Consider the following 17,364-nt stretch of genomic DNA (forward strand, 5'->3'; position numbering starts at 1 on the left):
GGCACCTCAAGACCGGTCGAAGAGGACGGGGATCGCGGTCGCGCCGCGTTCGTACAGGCCGACGAAACGCGGTTGCTCGGCGTCGGGATCGAGGCGCAAATTCGGCAGCCGGTCCAGCAGCGCCGAGATCGCCACCGCCATCTCGGCGCGTGCGACGTGCATGCCCAAGCAGATGTGCACACCCTGGCCGAAGCCGAGGTTCGGCCGCATGGTCCGGTGGATGTCGTACTCGTCGGGTCGGTCCCATCGCGCCGGATCACGGTTGGCGGCACCGATGTTGATGTGCACGACCGAGCCCGCGGGCATCTCGACACCGGCCAGCTCAGTATCGGTGATCACCCAGCGCGAGAACATCGGGTCCGTCGGCATCCAGCGCACCGACTCCTCGATGGCCGGGCGCAACAGCGCGCGGTCTTGGCGGACGGCGTCGAGCATGTCCGGCCGTTGCAACAGCGCGGTCAGCGTGGTGCCCATCTGCTTCCAGGTGGTACCCGAACCCGCACCGAGCAACAGCAGGACGAACGAGTCGATCTCGCGGTCGGTCAGCCGGTGGGTCACGCCGTCGTCGTCGGTGATCTCGGCCTGCACCAGCACGCTGATCAGGTCGTCCTTGGGCTCTTCGCGGCGGGCCTCGATGATCGGGCGGAGGATATCGACGACCTTCTGTGGGTCGTGGGTGAGCGCCTCGCGTATCACCAGCGCCTGCTCGACGGGCACCCCGAAGCTGCCCGTGATCGTCAAAATGGGGATGGCCGCGCAGAAGTCGACGTTGAGTTCAGCGTGTCCGTCTGTGGCGAACCCGTCGATCAGCATGTCGACCGTCTCGGAGATCCAGTTGTCGATCCACCAGTTGGCGTTCGACGACAGGAACGACGGTTGCACCAGCGCGCGGTACCGCTTGTGTTGTGCACCGTCCATCGACAGCAAGCTGTTGGTGAGCGCCAGCGGCCCGTTGTCGAGATCCACGGGCACCGGCGACGACGCGAACACGTCCGGATCCCGATGCGCCGCAAAGCCCGTTTCGTAGTCGAACAGCGTGAAGTGTGGACAGTCCGGGTACGGCAGCCCGTGAAAGTACATCGGACCTTGGCAGCCGGTCAGCTCGTGCAGAATCCCGGGCAGCACCGGACCCTGCTCGCGCAGCCGATGCCATATCGGGTACGGATCGTCCTGGTAGGCACCGCCGCTGAGCTCGTTGTAGGAGCTGCGCAGGTCGAACAGCTCACGCAGCTGTGTGCGGTCCAGCAGTCGGGAGGTGGTCATCTCGCTACGTACCCGCCGTCGACGGGTAGTGCGACGCCCGTGATGTTGCGCGCGGCGTCGGACACCAGATATAGCGCGGCCTCCGCGCAGTCCTCGGCGGTGATCGCCCTGCCGAGCGGATGCTGTTCACCGACCTTTGCCGCGATTCCGGCCCGTTGGGCGTCGTCCACCTCAAGCCCGCCCGCGGCCATGAAACCGGTCAACGGCATGGCCGCGGGGCAGATCGCGTTGACCCGGATGTCGAACGGGGCCGCCTCGATGGCCACCGCGCGGGTCAGCTGCAGCACACCGCCCTTGGTCGCGCCGTACACCGAACCGCCCCACGCCACCAGCCCTGCCACCGACCCGGTGTTGAGGATGACGCCGCCGCTACCTTGCGACTTGAACTGCAGCACAGCGTATTTGCAGCCGAGGAACACTCCGCCGAGGTTCACCGCGACCAGCCGGTTGAAATCCTCAAGCGTGTGGTCCTCGAACGACATCCCCAGCCGTGGCGTGGGAATGCCCACGTTGTTGAAGACGATGTCGAGCTGGTTGAACCAGTCGACCGCGGTGCGAAACATGCCGCGCACCTGCTCTTCGTCGGCCACGTCGACGCCGGCCGGGACCGCGGTGCCGCCAGCCCCCTCGATCTGGCGCACCGTCTCCTTGGCCTGGTCGAGGTCGATGTCGGCGACGACGACCCGCGCGCCCTCCTGGGCGAACCGCAATGCCGAGGCACGGCCCACCCCCGAGCCGGCGCCGGTGACGACGGCGCTCTTGCCGTCAAGCAGTGGCTTCATGCGTCCGCCAGCACGGGCGGTTCGGCCGGAGTGAAGCGGTACAGCCTTTCGGCGTTGCCGCGCAACAGCTTATACTGCACGTTCTCCGGCAGATCCTTCATGGTGCTGCGGGCGACCTCGATGCAGTTGGGCCAGGTGGAGTCCGAGTGCGGATAGTCGGTCTCGCACATGATGTTGTCTTCACCGAGTTCCTCGATGCTCTTGACCGCGTGCCGGTCCTCGATGATGCAACCGAAGATGTGGTTGCGGAACGTCTCGCGAATGTCGAGGGTGTCCAGGTCGGCGTCGTTGCCGGCGTGGCCCATGAACTTGGTTCCACGTTTGACCCAGTACCGCTGCTTGTCGAGCACCTGTTCGGCGCGCTCCAAAAAGTAGGGCATCCAGCCCATCTCACCTTCCGATAACGCGATCTTGAGGTTGGGGTACCGCTGGAAGAGCCCGCTGAAGAGCCAGGACAGCATGGTTCCCGACGTGCGCGACGCGCCCCAGGTCAGGTTGGCCATGAACGGTGCGTCGCTGCAGATCTTCGGTAACTGTGACGACGAGCCGACGTGCATACTCGCGACCATCCCGGTTTCGTTGGCCGCGGCCATGACCGGCTCCCAGTATCCGCTGGGGTCGTGAATCGTCGGCAGCCCCAGCGGTTCCGGGTTTTCAGAAAACGCGAAGGTCGTCACACCCCGAGCCGCCATCCGCTCGATCTCCTTGGCGGCCAGCTGCGGATCCCACATCGGGATCAGCATCAGCGGGATGTAGCGGCCGGGGGCGACTCCGCACCACTCCTCGACCAGCCAGTCGTTGTAGTGCTGCAGGCATTCGAAGCCGAACTCGCGGTCGCTGGCTTCCATGAACAGCTGTCCGCAGAACCGCGTGATCGTCGGGAAGCACAGCGAGGCAAGCACACCGGCGCGGTCCATGTCCTCGAGGCGGGCCTTGGCGTCGTAGCAGCCCGGGCGCATCTCCGAATAGGACAGCGGTTCGGGACTGAACTCCTCCTTGGACTTGCCGACCACCGCGCTCAACCCCGAGTTCGGATAGCGCTTGCCGTCGTAGACCCACATGTCCACCCCGTTCTCGCCGGGTTCCATGTGCGGTGCCTTGTCGCGGTCCTTCACCGCGACGCGATCCACCCACAGGTTCGGCGGCTCGAGGATGTGATCGTCGACCGAGATCAACCAGTCCAGGTTGTAGTTCACAGTCATCGTGAAAGCTCCCCTATCGACACGTGTTTGACCTCCTGAAACTCTCGGATCCCGTCGGGACCCCGCTCGCGGCCAAGGCCGCTCTGCTTGTATCCGCCGCTGGGCGCGTAGGCGGAGAAGACGGTGGTGTTGACGTTGACGGCTCCGGTGCGCAGGCGCCGCGCCACCTGCACCGCGGTCGCCACGTCGGCGCCGTACACCTGACCGGACAGCCCGTAGATGGAGTCGTTGGCGATCGCCACGGCGTGGTCGAGATCGCGGTAGCCCAACACCGCGATGACGGGGCCGAAAATCTCTTCCTGCGCAGCGGGATTCGCGTTATCCGGAATGTCGAGGACGGTGGGTTCGAAGTAGTAGCCACGGTCCAGGTCTTCCGGGCGGCCGCCACCGCAGACCACCTTGCCCCCGTTTTCCTCGGCGGCGTGGACGATGCGCTCGCATATGTCCCGCTGCGCGGCGCTGATGACCGGCCCCATCGCGGCATCCGCAGAATCGGGCGGCCCCACCTTGATCGACCGGTACGCGGCGCTGACCACCTCCACCGCCTGCGCGCGCAGATCCTCGGGCACCAACATGCGCGTGGCGGCCACGCAGGCCTGCCCGGCGGTGCTCATCACCACCATGGCGGCCCCCGCCCCCACCTTGTCGATCGCGTCGGGCAGATAAATCTGCGCCGACTTGCCGCCGAGTTCCAACGAGACCCGCTTCACCGTCGGCGCCGCCTGCGCCAGTATCTTGCGTCCGGCCAGGGTCGAACCGGTGAACGACACCATGTCGACGGCCGGGTGGCTGGTCAGCAGTTCCGCTGCGGCCGTTCCGGATTCGACGACGACGCTCAACACGCCTGCGGGTAGCCCGGCCGCGTCGGCGGCCATGCCGAAGATCAGCGAGGAGATCGGCGTCAACGGGCTCGGACGCAAGATGACCGAATTACCCGCCATCAACGCCGGAATGAGCTTCTGAAACCCCATGATCAGCGCGGCGTTGTAGGGCGTGATCGCGGTGACGACCCCGACCGGCTCGTGCCGGCGCACGCTCAACGCCACCCGACCGCGCACGAGGTCGTCGACGGGGACCGGGCTGGCCTGTTCATGCTTCATCGACTGGTACAGGTCGACGGTCTGGCGGGCCAGCGCGACGCCGGCGCGCAGCTGGGTCACCTCGGCGAACCGGGTGGGCTGGCCGGCCTCGGCGACGAGGGTCGGCACCAGATCATCGGCGCTGCCCTCGATGTAGTCGATGAACGCGTGCACGTCCCGCGCGCGCTCCGCCACGGACCGATCCGCCCACACACCGTCGTCGAAGCTGCGCCGCGCTTCGGCGATGGCTCGTTCGACCTCACCCGTCGGGGTGCTGGTTACCTCCCCGACGCGGGTCTCGTCCGCAGGGTTCTCGACGCTGACGGCCTCGTCGCCGGTCACCCACCGACCCGCGACGTATGTCCGCCGCTCCGCGAGGATTGCCACATCGCCTCATTTCCGCAACTAAATGCACTTGTCACAGTAGAACATAATTCTACTTTTGACCATCTTGAGGTTCTGATCTTTGCTGTGTACTCTTCTCGTCACTGCAAGTATGAGATTTCGGTCACATCTTAGGGGGAGTTTCTTGTTCGCCGCCGGCAAGTCGCTGAACACCCCATGCGCCCCGGCTTGAACTGGCGCCCGGTGGCGGGGCTGATCGGCGTGCTCGGTGTGGCCGGCATCGTCGCGCTGGCCATCGCGATGTTCAACGGCGCGTTCACCCCCGCGGTCCCGCTCACCGTGTTGACCGACCGGGCCGGGTTGCTCATGGATCCCGGCGCACGGGTCAAACTCAACGGCGCCCAGATCGGCACGGTGTCGGAGATCTCCGAGCTGCCCGACGGCCGCGCGGCGTTGACGCTTGCGATCGAACCGGCCCGGCTGGCCCTACTGCCCGACAACGTCGGCGTCGAGATCGGCGCCAACACGGTGTTCGGCGCCAAGTCGGTCGAGTTCGTCCATCCGTCCAACCCGTCGGCGGCGCATCTGCGGGCCGGTCAGGTGCTCGACTCCGAGCGCGTGACCGTCGAGGTCAACACGATCTTCGAGGATCTCAATACCGTTCTGCAACAGATAGATCCGGCCAAACTCAACGAGACGCTGGGCGCGGTGTCGACGGCGCTCAGCGGCCGCGGGGAGACCTTCGGACGCTCGTTGAGCGACTTCAACGCCTTTCTCGCCAAGATCGAACCGAGCCTGCCAGCACTCGGCCATGAACTGCAGACTTTTCCCGACGTCGCTACCGCCTATGCCGACGCCGCACCCGATCTGATGTCGATCGTCAACAACGCCAGCCGCATCAGCCGCACGCTGGTCGACCAGCACGCCGCCCTGGACCGGTTTTTGGTGTCAGCCATCGGGTTGGCCGACATCGGTAACGACGTCATCGGCGACAATCGGGAACCGTTGGCCAACCTGATGCGGCTGATGGTGCCGACCACCGACCTGACCAACGAGTACCACGAAGCGCTCACGTGTTCGTTGACCGGCGTCATCGCGTTCGCGCTCAAACCGCCCGCGCCGGTACCTGGCGTCAACGACCTCGGTGCACTGACCTTGGGGCTCGAACGCTACCGCTACCCCCAGGACCTGCCGAAGGTCGCGGCGACCGGTGGCCCGCAATGTGAGGGCCAGCTGCCGCTCGAGTTCAACACGTACCCGCCCAAACTCGTCGCCGACGTCGGCACCGATCCCACCCGGTACGGCAACCAGGGCCTGCTGCTGAACTCCGACGGCCTCAAACAGTTCTTGTTCGGGCCGATCGACGGACCACCGCGCAACACCGCACAGTGGGGTCAGCCGGGATGACGAACCCGCTGCGCACCCTGGTGAAGTTCGGCGCCTTCGCGGTCGTCATGTCGTTTCTCACCGCCAGCCTGTTCCTCGTGTTCGGCGAGTTCCGAAGCGGTTCGACCCGAAGCTATTCGGCGGTGTTCACCGACGTTTCGAGCTTGGAGCCGGGTGACTCGGTGCGGGTGGCCGGCGTGCGGGTCGGCACGGTCGGCGGCGTGACGCTGCGCGCGGACAACACGGTGCTGGTGACGTTCGACGCCGACGACGAGGTCGTGCTCACCGAAGGCACGCGTGCCGCGGTGCGCTACCTCAACCTCGTCGGCGACCGGTACATGGAACTCGTCGACGGCCCGGGCGCTGCGCAGGTGCTTCCGAAGGGCGCGCAGATACCGGCGCAGCGCACCCAGCCGGCGTTGGACCTCGATCTGCTGCTCGGCGGGCTCAAACCGGTGATCCGCGGGTTGAACCCCGACGACGTCAACGCGCTGACCAACGCGCTGCTGCAGATCTTCCAGGGCCAAGGCGGCACGCTGCAGTCGTTGCTGAGCAAGACGTCGACGTTCTCGAACACGTTGGCCGACAACAACCTCGCGCTGGAGAGCCTGGTCGACAACCTCGACGCAGTGCTCGAAACGTTGGGCGCTGAGGGTGAGCGGTTCTCCGGCGCCCTGGATCGCTTCGAACGGTTGACCACCGAACTGGCCGCCGACCGCAACACGATCGGTGACGCCATCGAGGCTCTCAGCAGCGGTACGGCATCGGTCGCGGGGCTGTTGTCCGATGCCCGCGCACCGCTCGCCGGAACGGTCGAGGAACTGCACCGGTTGGCGCCGCTGGTGGAAAAGGACAAAGAGCTCATCGAGGTCGCACTGCAACGCGCCCCCGACAACTACCGCAAGCTGGCCCGGGTCGGCTCCTACGGCAGCTTCGTGAACTACTACCTGTGCGGTATCACGGTGCGCGTCACCGATCTCGAGGGCCGCACCGCCGTCTTCCCGTGGATCAAACAACGCGACGGGAGGTGTGCGGAACCCGATGCGTAAGTACCGCAGCGCGAACCTGACCCGAGCCGGGTTCATCGGCGTCGTGCTCATGGTGTTGGTCGTGGCCGTCGGGTTGCAACCCGAACGGTTGGTGTCTTGGGCCACTGCCATCACCTACCACGCCGAGTTCGCCGAAGCCGGCGGGCTGAGCACCGGCAACGAGGTCAAGGTGTCCGGCGTCAAGGTGGGCACGGTCACCGACGTGGCGCTCGGCGAGAATGGCGCCGTCGTGACGTTCGTCGTCAAAGACACTGTGCGCCTCGGTAATCAGAGCACCGCGCACATCAGAACTGGATCGCTGCTCGGCGCGCGGATCCTGACGCTGGAGCCGGACGGTCAGACCGCCATGCGGCCCGGCGAGATGATCCCGCTGTCGCGGACCGGTTCGCCGTACTCACTCAACGAGGCCGTCAACGACCTGACCACCAACGTCGAGGCGACGGACACCGCCACGCTCAACCACTCCCTGGACACCCTCTCGGCCACCCTCGACCAGATCGCACCGCAGCTGGGCCCGACCTTCGAGGGTGTGACCAGGTTGTCGCGGTCGCTGAACAGCCGCAGCGAAACGTTGAGCACGTTGTTGCGAAACGCCACCGCCGTCACCGAAATCCTCGCCGAGCGCAGCCAACAGCTCAACACCCTGATCCTCAACGCCAACGACCTGCTCGCGGTGCTGGTGCAACGTCGCCAGGCGATCAGCGAACTCCTCGCCAACACCGCCGCGGTCGCCGCGCACTTGACCGGGCTGGTCAAAGACAACGAAGACGAACTGGCCCCGACGCTGGACCGACTCAACGCGGTGACGGCGATGCTGGAGAAGAACCGCGACAGCCTGTCGGCGGTGCTGCCGGGGCTGAAGAAGTTCGAGATCACCACCTCTGAAGCGGTCTCCAGCGGCCCCTACTACAGCGCCTACGTGCCCAACCTCATCCCGCCCCAGTTGCTGCAGCCTTTCTTCGATCACGCGTTCGGGTTCCGGGCCGGTGACCAGCACATGCCGCGCGCACTGTTTCCGTGGCCCCGCAACGGAATTCCGGGAGGTTAGCGATGTCCCGACCGAAGCTGATCCTGTCCGTCACGCTGATCGCGGTGTTGGCCGCCGGCGCTGCGCTGGTGGTGCGCCAGACGTACTTCGCCCCACAGACGTTCACCGCCTATTTCTCGTCGGCCACCGGGCTGTATCCCGGCGACGACGTCCGCATCGTCGGGGTGAAGGTCGGCAAGATCCGGTCCATCACCCCGCAGCCCGACCAGGCGGCGGTCACCATCGAGGTGGACCACGGTGTGCGCGTGCCCGCCGACGCCAAGGCTGTCATCGTCGCGCAGAACCTGGTGGCCGCCCGGTACGTGCAGTTGGCGCCGCTGTATCGGGCGGGTGAGCCGCGCATGAGCGACGGCGACGTCATCGACCGCTCACGCACCGCGGTGCCGGTCGAGTGGGACGAGGTCAAAACGCAACTGTCCAAGCTGGCAACCGAACTCGGCCCGGACAGCATGCTGTCGAGCAGTTCGGTGGGCCGGTTCATCGAAAGCACCGCCGACGCGATGGACGGCAACGGCGCCAAGCTCCGCGAGACGTTCGCCACGCTTTCCAAGCTCGCGCGCATCCTTTCCGATGGCAGCGGCGACATCGTCGCCACCATCGAGAACCTGCAGGCGTTCGTCACCGCGCTGCGCGACAGCAGCGACGACATCGTGCTGTTCGGCGACCGACTGGCCACCTTCAGCACCGTGTTGGCCGACAGCAGAAGCGATCTGGAAGCCGCGATGACGGAGCTGGCCGTGGCGGTCGGCGAGATCAAGCGCTTCGTCGAAGGCACCAGGGACAAGACCGCCGAGCAGGTGCAGCGCCTCGCCAACGTCACCCAGGTGTTGGCCGACCATCGCAGCGACGTCGAGAACATCCTGCACGTCGCCCCTACCGCGTTCGCCAACTCCTATCACATCCTCAACCCGAACGTCCCTGGCGCCCTTGGCACCTTCGTGCTCACCAACTTCTCCAACCCCGTCGGGTTCCTCTGCGGGGCCATCGGCGGCATCGCCAACGTCACCGCGCCGGAGACCGCCAAGCTGTGCGCCGAGTACCTCGGCCCGGCGCTGCGGCTTCTGAACTTCAACATCCTGCCGCAGCCCCCGATCAACCCGTTCCTGATGCCGTCCTACACCCCGGACAAGGTGGTCTATGCCGATCCAGCGCTCGCGCCTGGCGGGGCCGGGGTCGTCGATCCACCGGAACCACCGCCGGCGGTGTCGGCCTACACCGGTGCGTCACCGACGCTGCACGACATGCTGCTGCCGACCGAAGGGCCGCCATCGTGACCGCCCGCGCGCTACGACGAACCGCGGCCGGTCTGTGCGCCGCGATGACGGTCACCTCCTGCGGCTTCGGCGGGGTGAACACCCTTCCGCTGCCGGGCGCGGTGGCAAGCGGTCCGGGTAACGACGTCTACCACGTCCAGATCGCCAACGTCGGTACGCTGGAACCCAATTCACCGGTGATGATCGACGATGTCGTGGTGGGCAGTGTCGGCTCCGTCGATGCCGTCGACTGGCACGCCGAGGTCGAGGTCCGCGTCAAACCCGACGTAGTGGTGCCCGCCAACGCGGTAGCGACCGTCGGGCAGACCAGCCTGCTGGGTTCGATGCACGTGGCGCTGGACCCACCGGTCGGTGAGCCGCCGACCGGCCGGCTGCAACCGGGGTCGATGATCGCATTGGACCGGTCGTCGACGTACCCGTCGACGGAGCAGACGCTGTCGTCGCTTTCGGTGGTCGTCAACGCCGGCGGGTTGGGGCAGATCGGTGATTTCGTGCACAGCACGGCCAGCGCGCTGTCGGGGCGCGAGGCCGAGGTTCGCGAGCTGATCACCCGCCTGGACACGATCGTCGGAACCGTTGACGAGCAACGGGATCGGTTCGCCGCTTCCATCCATGCGTTGGACCGGTTCACCGCCACCCTGGCCGCTCAGCGGTCCGATATCAGCGAGGCGCTGCACACGCTTCCGCCGGCGCTCGACGTCCTGCTTCAGGAGCGCGCCCAGCTGGTCACCGCGATGCAGAAGCTGGGCGAGTTCAGCGACACCGCAACACAACTGGTCAACAGCACCCAAGATGACCTCGTGCGCAACCTGACGAACCTGGAACCGACGCTGAAGGCTCTCGCCGACGTCGGCCCGTACCTCGGCACGGTGATCGCGTACCTGCCGACCTATCCGTTCTCGCAGAACTTCATCGACCGGGCGATCCGCGGTGACTACATCAACATCTTCGCGGCCATGGACCTGACCGTGCCGCGGCTCAAACGCTCGCTGTTTCTGGGCACCCGATGGGGCGACCCGAACGCCGATTTCGTTCCCGCACCCGGCGATCCGGTTCATCTCAACTACACCTACGAACCGCTCAACGTCGGCGTGATGCCTCCGGCGCAGGCCGGTGTTCCGCCGCCGGCGCCGGCGGTCCTCCCGGTTGCGCCGTCGTCACCTGCGACGCCACCTCCGCCGACGATCTTCGCGGGCCCCTACCCCGCCGGGGAGAACTGATGCTCACCCGCACCGTCCGCACGCAGCTCATCGTGTTCACCGTCGCCTCGGTGGTCGCGATGACGGTGATGGTGTTCGGATATCTGCAGGTGCCCACCTGGCTGGGTATCGGACACATCAAGGTCACAGTCGAACTGGAGCGCACCGGCGGCCTCTACCGGTTCGGCAACGTCACCTACCGCGGTGTGCAGATCGGCAAGGTGTCGAGCGTGGAACCCACTGGTGCAGGTGCGACGGCGGTGCTGTCGCTCAAGGATTCGCCGCGTATTCCGGCCGACGTCGTGGCGAACGTGCGCAGCGTGTCGGCCGTCGGCGAGCAGTACGTCGACCTCGTCCCCCGCAGCGCGGGTCCCCCGTATCTGGAGGACGGCACGGTGATCGCCAAGGCGGACACCACCGTTCCGCTGAAGGTGGGGCCGGTGCTCGACCAGCTCAGCGCCATGGTCAAAAGCGTGCCGAAGGACAAGCTGTCCGACCTGCTCGACGAGTCGTACCTCGCGTTCGACGGGTCGGGCTACGACGTGGCCTCGCTGCTGGACTCGGGATCGCGCATCGCCGCCGACGCCAACGCCGCAGCCGGGCACACCCGCACCCTCATCGACGACAGCGAACCGCTGCTGGACTCACAAACACAAAGCACGCAGTCGCTGCGGATCTGGACGCACAACCTCAGCGCGGTCACCGACCAACTCGTCGACAACGACGCCGAGTTCCGCACGCTGCTCGACACCGGCCCCGACGCCGCCGACGAGATCGCGGGGCTGCTTGGGCAGGTCAAGCCGACCCTTCCGGTGCTGCTGGCCAACCTGACCACCGTCGGCGAGATCGGCGTCACCTACAACCCGTCGCTGGAGCAGCTGCTGGTCCTGCTGCCGCCGTACGTGGCGGGCTTCGGATCCCTGTCGCAGCTCAACAACCCGGTTGGCTTGTCGCTGGGCGGCTTCTCGCTGATGAACGGTGACCCGCCGCCGTGCACGGTGGGCTTTCTGCCGCCGTCGCAATGGCGTTCACCCGACGACGAGTCGGTGATCGACACGCCCGACGGGCTGTACTGCAAGCTGCCGCAGGATTCCCCGGTCGCCGTGCGCGGGGTGCGGAACAACCCGTGCATGGGCCAGCCGGGTAAGCGGGCGCCAACGGTGGAGATCTGCAAGAGCGACGAGCCCTACATGCCGCTGGCGATGCGCCAGCATGTGTTGGGGCCCTACCCGTTCGACCCGAACCTGGTGTCGCAGGGTGTGCCGCCCGACGGCCGGGTGCATCCCGACAGCAACATCTACGCGCCGATCGAAGGCACACCGCCACCGGCGGCGGCGGTCCCGTACGACCCGCGCACCGGACGCTACATCGGCGACGACGGCCGGGTGTACGAGCAGACCGACCTGAACCAGTCCGGAAACCCGTCGTCGTGGCAGGACCTGTTTCCGCGTTGAACCGTCAAAGCGGCGCCGACGAATACACCGCCACACCACCGAAATGCGGTGCGGCCTGGCAAGCCAACCCGACCGTGGCGTCGCGCTGACGGTCACCGGCGCGCCGCGACAGCTGCAGGTAGCACTCCAGCATCTGCGGCACCCCGTGCATGCGGCCGTTGCCGAGCGCTCCGCCACCCGAGAGCGCCGGCACCGCACCGGCTCGGTCGGCGTCGATGCCGCCGGCCTCGACGAAACGATGGGCCTCACCGGCCGGGCAGATCCCGAGCACCTCCAGCCAGAACCACACCAACGGCGAGAACCCGTCGTAAACCTGGGGCAGGTCAACGTCTTTGATGCTCAGCCCGGTCTGGCGCCACAGCCGGGCCACGGTATCGGCGCCACCGTCGAGGATGTCGTCCAGCGGCCAGTGCATGGGTAGCCGGCGCGGCGGCGGTGCACTTCCCGCGAAACCCGTGACGTACACCGGCGGGTGCGGCAGATCTTGTGCCCGTTCGGCGGTGGTCAGCACGAACGCGGCGACACCGTCGACCGGGATGTCGCAGTCCAGCCGGCAGACCGGATCGACCAGCTGTGGTTCGGCGAGGTACTGCTCGGCGCTCAGCGGCTTGTCGTGCCAGTACGACCACGGCAGCCGCGCCCCGTTCTTGCGGGCCTCGGTCACCACCGCGGCCATCGCGTCCCGACGCGCCCCGTACCGCTGTAGGTACTCGGTGTAGGGCAGCGCGATCATCGCCAGCGGGCTGAAAAAGCCTTGCGGCGCAGTCCATTGCATCGCACCGCGGGCTTCGCGCATCGGGTTGCCGTGGTAGCTGCCCGCCGGGTTGTGCAGCGCGCGGTGCACCACGAGATAGTCGGCGGCGCCGCTGATCAACGCGTTGACCGCCATCCCGACCGAGCCGCTGAGCTGCCCGATGCCGTCGAACCCTGCCACGTAAGCCGGCGTCGCGCCGAGGCTGCGCGCCAACCACGTCGGGGAGACGATCGTGACACCGTCCACCAGTTGGTGCCCGCCCGCGCTGGGCAACATGCTCGAGCCGACGAAGCCGTCGACCACATCCACCGCCAAGCCGGCGTCGGCGATCGCGCCGCGCACGGTGTCGACGGCCACCGCACCCAACGGACGCTTCGCACGCCGCTCGATCGGGCTGTGCGCATAGCCGGCGACCGCGACCCGGTTGCGCACGGTCACCGCGCCAACTCGAAAGCGGGAACGGCGATCTCGTCGGAGAGGCTTTCGAAGGCCACCTGGACGGGCGCGCCCAGGCGCAGGTCGGCTTCGACGCCGTCGAGCAGGCGACCGATGAGCCGAAGGCCGGGCTGTTCGGCGAGTTCGACGTCGACGAGGACGAACGGCACGTCGAACCCCGGCAGGAACGCCTGACGTACCACCGTCCACGACCGGGTCACGCCCCGACCGCTGACCGCGGTGAACTCGTATCGCGGGTCGGTCGACCCGCACGCCGTGCACACCACGTCGGGCGGCATCGTCAACACCGCGCACTGTCCACAACGGGCCACGGTCAGGATGTGTTGTGCGGCAGCGGCCCAGTACGGCGCCGACGTCTCGTCAGGCACCGGGACCGGGCGCTGCGCCGTCACGGGATCACGCCCCGCTCGGCCAACGCGCCGATGCGATCCCAGTCGTAGCCGAGCTCGACCAGCACCGCCTCGGTGTGCTCGCCGTGCTCGGGGGCCCGCCGTAGCTGCGGCGGTTGTTCGTCGAATTGCACTGGGACGCTGGGTAGCCGGTACTCGGTGCCGTCGTCGGTCACCACGTCGCCGATATAGGAGTTGGCCGCCACCTGCGGGTCATCGGCCACCTCGGCGATGGTCTGCATCGGCGCCCACGGGGCGTCCAGGTCCGCCAGCAACTCCTTCCACTGCGCCAGCGTGCGTTCGGCGAACACCGCGTCGAGTTCGGCAACGCACGCGGGAGCGTTGGCGCGGCGCGCCGCGAGGTCGACGAAGCGCGGGTCCTGCGCCAGCTCCGGGCGTCCGATGGTGGCGCAGAACTTCGGCCAGTACCGGTCCCCCTGCAGGAACATCAGCTGCACGTGCCTGTTGTCCTTGGTGCGGTAGGTGGCCGTCAACGGGCTGACCATCGGGCCGCGACCCGACACCGGTTGCGCTTCACCGCCGTTGAGGGCGGCCAGCAGATCCGATGACAGCATCCACATCGCGGTCGCCAGCAGCGAGACGTCGACCACCGACCCAGTGCCCGTGCGGGTTCGTTTGAGCAGCGCCGCGGAGATCCCGAAGGCGAGCGCCATCGCGCCGTTGCGGTCACCCATCGCCCCGCGCTGGCTGATCGGGTAGTCGCGTTCGGCCGGGGTGAGCATGTGGCCGACGCCGCCGCGCGCCCAGAACGCCGAACTGTCGTAACCGGGTTGGTCGGCGTCGGGCCCGCGCACACCGAAGCCGTGCCCGCGCGCGTACACCAGGTGGGGGTGGCGTTCACGCACCGCGTCGGCGCCCAGCCCCAGCCGCTCCAGCGCACCGGGGCGCACGCTGGTCAGCAGCACGTCGGCGGAGGCAAGCAGCTCGTGCAGCACGTCGAGGCCGCGCGGATCGCGCAGGTTCAGCGCGACCGAGCGTTTCCCCCGATTGGCCAGTGCCATCGACAGATTGACGCCGCCGCGGTCGGTGCCGATGCCCTGGGTGGCCAGCCCGCGGTACGGGTCGCCGTCGAGGCGTTCGACCCTGATCACGTCGGCGCCCCAGTCGGCGAGCAGCGCCCCGGCCACGGGCACGAAGACCCACTGCGCCAACTCGATGACCCGTACCCCGTCGAATGCGCCGATAGATGTCATTGCTTACTTCAAGCAGCTGCCCGCATCGACGGGAAGCGGTACGCCGGTGACGTAGCGCGATTCGTCGGATGCCAGAAACAGGACGGCGTTGCTGATGTCGGCGGACTCGACCCAGGGCACCGGCAGCATGTGGAACATCTGGCAGATCGGTTTGATGTCGTCGGGGCCGGGGTTGTCCAGATCCGGCCGAAACGCCCTGTAGGTGGACTCGTTGAGCAGCAGCTCGGTGCCCACGTGTGTCGGATGCACCGAGTTCACCCGGATCGAGAACTGTCCCAACTCGACGGCGAAGGTGCGCATCAGCCCGACCACCCCGTGCTTGGCGGTGACGTAGTGCCCGACGTGCGGGTACGCCTTCAAACCCCCGACCGAACTGGTCAGGATCACCGAACCGCCACGCCCGCCGGCCTTGATGTGCGGCACCGCGGCCTTCACCGACTTCCACACCCCCGACAGGTTGAGGTCGAGCATCTGCTGCCAGCGCGGTTCGTCCATTTCGTCGAGCATCGCACCCGGGGTGCCGATTCCGGCGTTGGCGACGGCGATGTCGAGCCTGCCGAGTTGTTCCACACCGCTGTCGACCGCCGCCTTCAACGCGTCGAAGTCGCGCACATCGACCTCAGCGGTCACCACCCGTCGATCGAGCGCCTTGACCATATCGGCGGTCTCGGCGAGGTCCGCGGGCGAGGCGCCCGGTTCCGGCGTGCCCTCGATGTGACGGCAGACGTCGATGGCGATGATGTCGGCGCCCTCCTGCGCCAGCCTGACCGCATGGCTGCGGCCCTGGCCCTTGGCCGCGCCGGTGATGAAGGCCACCTTGCCCGCTACCCGTCCAGTCACTTCGCTCCCCTCACCCGATGTTGTTGCCGAACATCTAGCCGCACAATATATTTCTGCACCTTGCCGCTCGCGGTGCGCGGAAAATCGTCGACCTGGACCAGCTCCTCCGGCCACTTCTGCCGTGCCAGTCCCAGAGCGTCGAAGTGGGCGCGCACCTGCTCGCGGCTTGGCATAGCGGCGCCGGGCCGAATCCGCAGCACGGCCACCACCTGTTCGCCGAACCGCTCGTCGGGGGCGGCCACCACGACAGCCTCGGTGACCGCAGGCAACCCCAACAGCGCTTCTTCGACCTCGATGGCGCTGATGTTCTCGCCGCCTCGGATGATGACGTCGGACTTGCGGTCGGTGATCGTGAGGTAGCCGTCGTCGTCGAGCACGCCGATGTCGCCGGTGCGGTACCAGCCGTCGGCGTCGAACGCGTGCTGCGTCAGTTCATCGTCGAGGTACCCCAGGCACAGATCGGGCCCGCGCGAGAGGATCTCACCATCATCGCCGATCTTGATCTCCACACCGGGACGGGCATTGCCATCGGTGAGCAATCGTTTGTCTTGTGGCGCATCGGGTCTGGAGCCGGTGATCGACGGGTGTTCGGTGCTGCCGTAGGACCGGGTGACCACCAGGCCCAGGTCGGTCAGCCGCCGAGTGACGGCGACCGGCACCGCCGACCCGCCCAGTCCGACGTAGCGCATGTACCGCAGATGCTCGTCGGTGAAGTCGGGATGGTCGAGCAGGCTGGTGATGAAATACGTTGGTCCGCCGCCGAACCCGATACCGTCGCGTTTCATCAGTGCCAACACCATGGCGGGATCCCACGCGTCGCTGAGGTGCACCGGCACACCCTCGAGGACCGGGCACAGCAGCCCGCCGAGCATGCCGATGAAATGCCCGACCGGTAGCGCCATCACGCTGCCGGCGGGATTGTGCACATGGTTGGCAGAGAGCTGGCGAATCTCGCATCCGAGGGTTTGATGGCTGTGCACCACCCCCTTGGGGTCGCGGGTGGTGCCCGAGGTGAACGCGATGAGCGCGGGGGCCGAGGCGTCCGTCGCGGCCACACCTGTCATCGGCTCCGCGGCCAGCAGCTCCTCGAAATCCCGGTCGACGAGCGCGACGATCGGTACGTCGGCGCACAGGTCGGGGTGATGTGTCATCCGCCCGAACTCGGTTGCGGTGATGAACACCCGCGGCCGCGCGGTGGTCAGGATGTGGCCGAGTTCCTTGCGGCCGTAGAAGTGCACGATCGGCACGACGACCGCACCCAGCAGCGCCGAGGCCCAGAACGTCGCCGCGGCTTCCATCCAGTTGGGCAGTTGAAACGCCACGACGTCGCCGGGCCCGACGCCGCGGGCCCGCAGGCCGGCGGCCAATCGTCGCGCCACGTCTTCGACGTCACCGAACGTGCCGGCATATGGGCGCACCTGGGAGTGGACGTGGAACGCCATGTCGCGCCCGTCCCGCAGGGCGGTGCCCAACAGGTCGCCGAGAGTGTCCGGGGTCCACCAGCCTTCGGCTTCGTATCGCGCCCGCAGCACGGCCGGGATGTCGCGACTGCAGCTCACCGACTCTCCCTGGGCAGGTGGCAGATGGACACGGTAACCATATCAACGCTCTAGTGAAGCTAGAGTCATAT

At 67.3% G+C, this 17,364-nt stretch carries 15 protein-coding genes; 6 read left to right on the forward strand and 9 right to left on the reverse strand.

Features of this window, described 5'->3' with window-relative positions; translation table 11 throughout:
* Positions 1-6: 6 nt before the first annotated feature.
* Genes ABQE93_RS00635 through ABQE93_RS00650 form a run of 4 tightly spaced genes read right to left on the reverse strand, consistent with a single transcriptional unit; the run spans position 7 to position 4,713 of the window.
* Positions 7-1,263 carry a cytochrome P450 gene (locus ABQE93_RS00635; protein ID WP_448405327.1) on the reverse strand — a complete coding sequence of 419 codons (1,257 nt, stop codon included), beginning with the start codon at positions 1,261-1,263 and terminating at the stop codon, positions 7-9.
* A complete protein-coding gene (locus tag ABQE93_RS00640; protein ID WP_448405328.1) occupies positions 1,260-2,045 on the reverse strand; it encodes an SDR family NAD(P)-dependent oxidoreductase in 786 nt (261 codons plus the stop codon). The genes ABQE93_RS00635 and ABQE93_RS00640 overlap by 4 nt, the downstream gene beginning before the upstream one ends.
* Positions 2,042-3,247, reverse strand: coding sequence for an amidohydrolase family protein (locus ABQE93_RS00645; protein ID WP_448405329.1), 1,206 nt, complete (start codon positions 3,245-3,247; stop codon positions 2,042-2,044). Before ABQE93_RS00645 ends, ABQE93_RS00640 begins: the two co-directional genes overlap by 4 nt.
* Positions 3,244-4,713: an aldehyde dehydrogenase family protein gene (locus tag ABQE93_RS00650; protein WP_448405330.1), complete on the reverse strand. Its 1,470-nt coding sequence runs from the start codon at positions 4,711-4,713 to the stop codon at positions 3,244-3,246. The genes ABQE93_RS00645 and ABQE93_RS00650 overlap by 4 nt, the downstream gene beginning before the upstream one ends.
* 174 nt (positions 4,714-4,887) lie before the next feature.
* Here ABQE93_RS00650 and ABQE93_RS00655 point away from each other — a divergent pair, with 174 nt between their 5' ends.
* From ABQE93_RS00655 to ABQE93_RS00680, 6 genes are read left to right on the forward strand one after another with little or no spacing between them, the layout of a single operon-like run.
* Entirely contained in the window at positions 4,888-6,078 is a 1,191-nt protein-coding gene (locus ABQE93_RS00655) for an MCE family protein (protein WP_448405331.1), read from the forward strand.
* Positions 6,075-7,106 carry an MCE family protein gene (locus ABQE93_RS00660; protein ID WP_448405332.1) on the forward strand — a complete coding sequence of 344 codons (1,032 nt, stop codon included), beginning with the start codon at positions 6,075-6,077 and terminating at the stop codon, positions 7,104-7,106. Before ABQE93_RS00655 ends, ABQE93_RS00660 begins: the two co-directional genes overlap by 4 nt.
* Positions 7,099-8,154 (forward strand): MCE family protein, encoded by a 1,056-nt coding sequence (locus ABQE93_RS00665; protein ID WP_448405334.1) that lies wholly within the window; start codon positions 7,099-7,101, stop codon positions 8,152-8,154. Before ABQE93_RS00660 ends, ABQE93_RS00665 begins: the two co-directional genes overlap by 8 nt.
* A 2-nt stretch (positions 8,155-8,156) precedes the next feature.
* Positions 8,157-9,428, forward strand: a complete 1,272-nt coding sequence (locus ABQE93_RS00670; RefSeq protein WP_448405335.1) for an MCE family protein — start codon at positions 8,157-8,159, stop codon at positions 9,426-9,428.
* On the forward strand, positions 9,425-10,648 hold the full coding sequence (locus tag ABQE93_RS00675; protein WP_448405336.1) for an MCE family protein: 1,224 nt from the start codon (positions 9,425-9,427) through the stop codon (positions 10,646-10,648). The genes ABQE93_RS00670 and ABQE93_RS00675 overlap by 4 nt, the downstream gene beginning before the upstream one ends.
* The gene (locus ABQE93_RS00680; RefSeq protein ID WP_448405337.1) at positions 10,648-12,081 is read left to right on the forward strand and encodes an MCE family protein; all 1,434 of its coding nucleotides are present in this window, start codon (positions 10,648-10,650) and stop codon (positions 12,079-12,081) included. The genes ABQE93_RS00675 and ABQE93_RS00680 overlap by 1 nt, the downstream gene beginning before the upstream one ends.
* 4 nt (positions 12,082-12,085) lie before the next feature.
* Here ABQE93_RS00680 and ABQE93_RS00685 read toward each other — a convergent pair whose 3' ends face one another.
* Genes ABQE93_RS00685 through ABQE93_RS00705 form a run of 5 tightly spaced genes read right to left on the reverse strand, consistent with a single transcriptional unit; the run spans position 12,086 to position 17,293 of the window.
* Positions 12,086-13,273: a thiolase family protein gene (locus ABQE93_RS00685; protein ID WP_448405338.1), complete on the reverse strand. Its 1,188-nt coding sequence runs from the start codon at positions 13,271-13,273 to the stop codon at positions 12,086-12,088.
* On the reverse strand, positions 13,270-13,683 hold the full coding sequence (locus ABQE93_RS00690; RefSeq protein WP_448405339.1) for a Zn-ribbon domain-containing OB-fold protein: 414 nt from the start codon (positions 13,681-13,683) through the stop codon (positions 13,270-13,272). The genes ABQE93_RS00685 and ABQE93_RS00690 overlap by 4 nt, the downstream gene beginning before the upstream one ends.
* The gene (locus ABQE93_RS00695; protein WP_448405340.1) at positions 13,680-14,894 is read right to left on the reverse strand and encodes a CaiB/BaiF CoA transferase family protein; all 1,215 of its coding nucleotides are present in this window, start codon (positions 14,892-14,894) and stop codon (positions 13,680-13,682) included. The genes ABQE93_RS00690 and ABQE93_RS00695 overlap by 4 nt, the downstream gene beginning before the upstream one ends.
* A 3-nt stretch (positions 14,895-14,897) precedes the next feature.
* On the reverse strand, positions 14,898-15,734 hold the full coding sequence (locus tag ABQE93_RS00700; RefSeq protein ID WP_448405341.1) for a mycofactocin-coupled SDR family oxidoreductase: 837 nt from the start codon (positions 15,732-15,734) through the stop codon (positions 14,898-14,900).
* Positions 15,731-17,293 (reverse strand): AMP-binding protein, encoded by a 1,563-nt coding sequence (locus ABQE93_RS00705; RefSeq protein ID WP_448405343.1) that lies wholly within the window; start codon positions 17,291-17,293, stop codon positions 15,731-15,733. Before ABQE93_RS00705 ends, ABQE93_RS00700 begins: the two co-directional genes overlap by 4 nt.
* Between the last annotated feature and the right edge of the window lie 71 nt (positions 17,294-17,364).

It is taken from the genome of Mycolicibacterium sp. XJ662 (assembly GCF_053484035.1).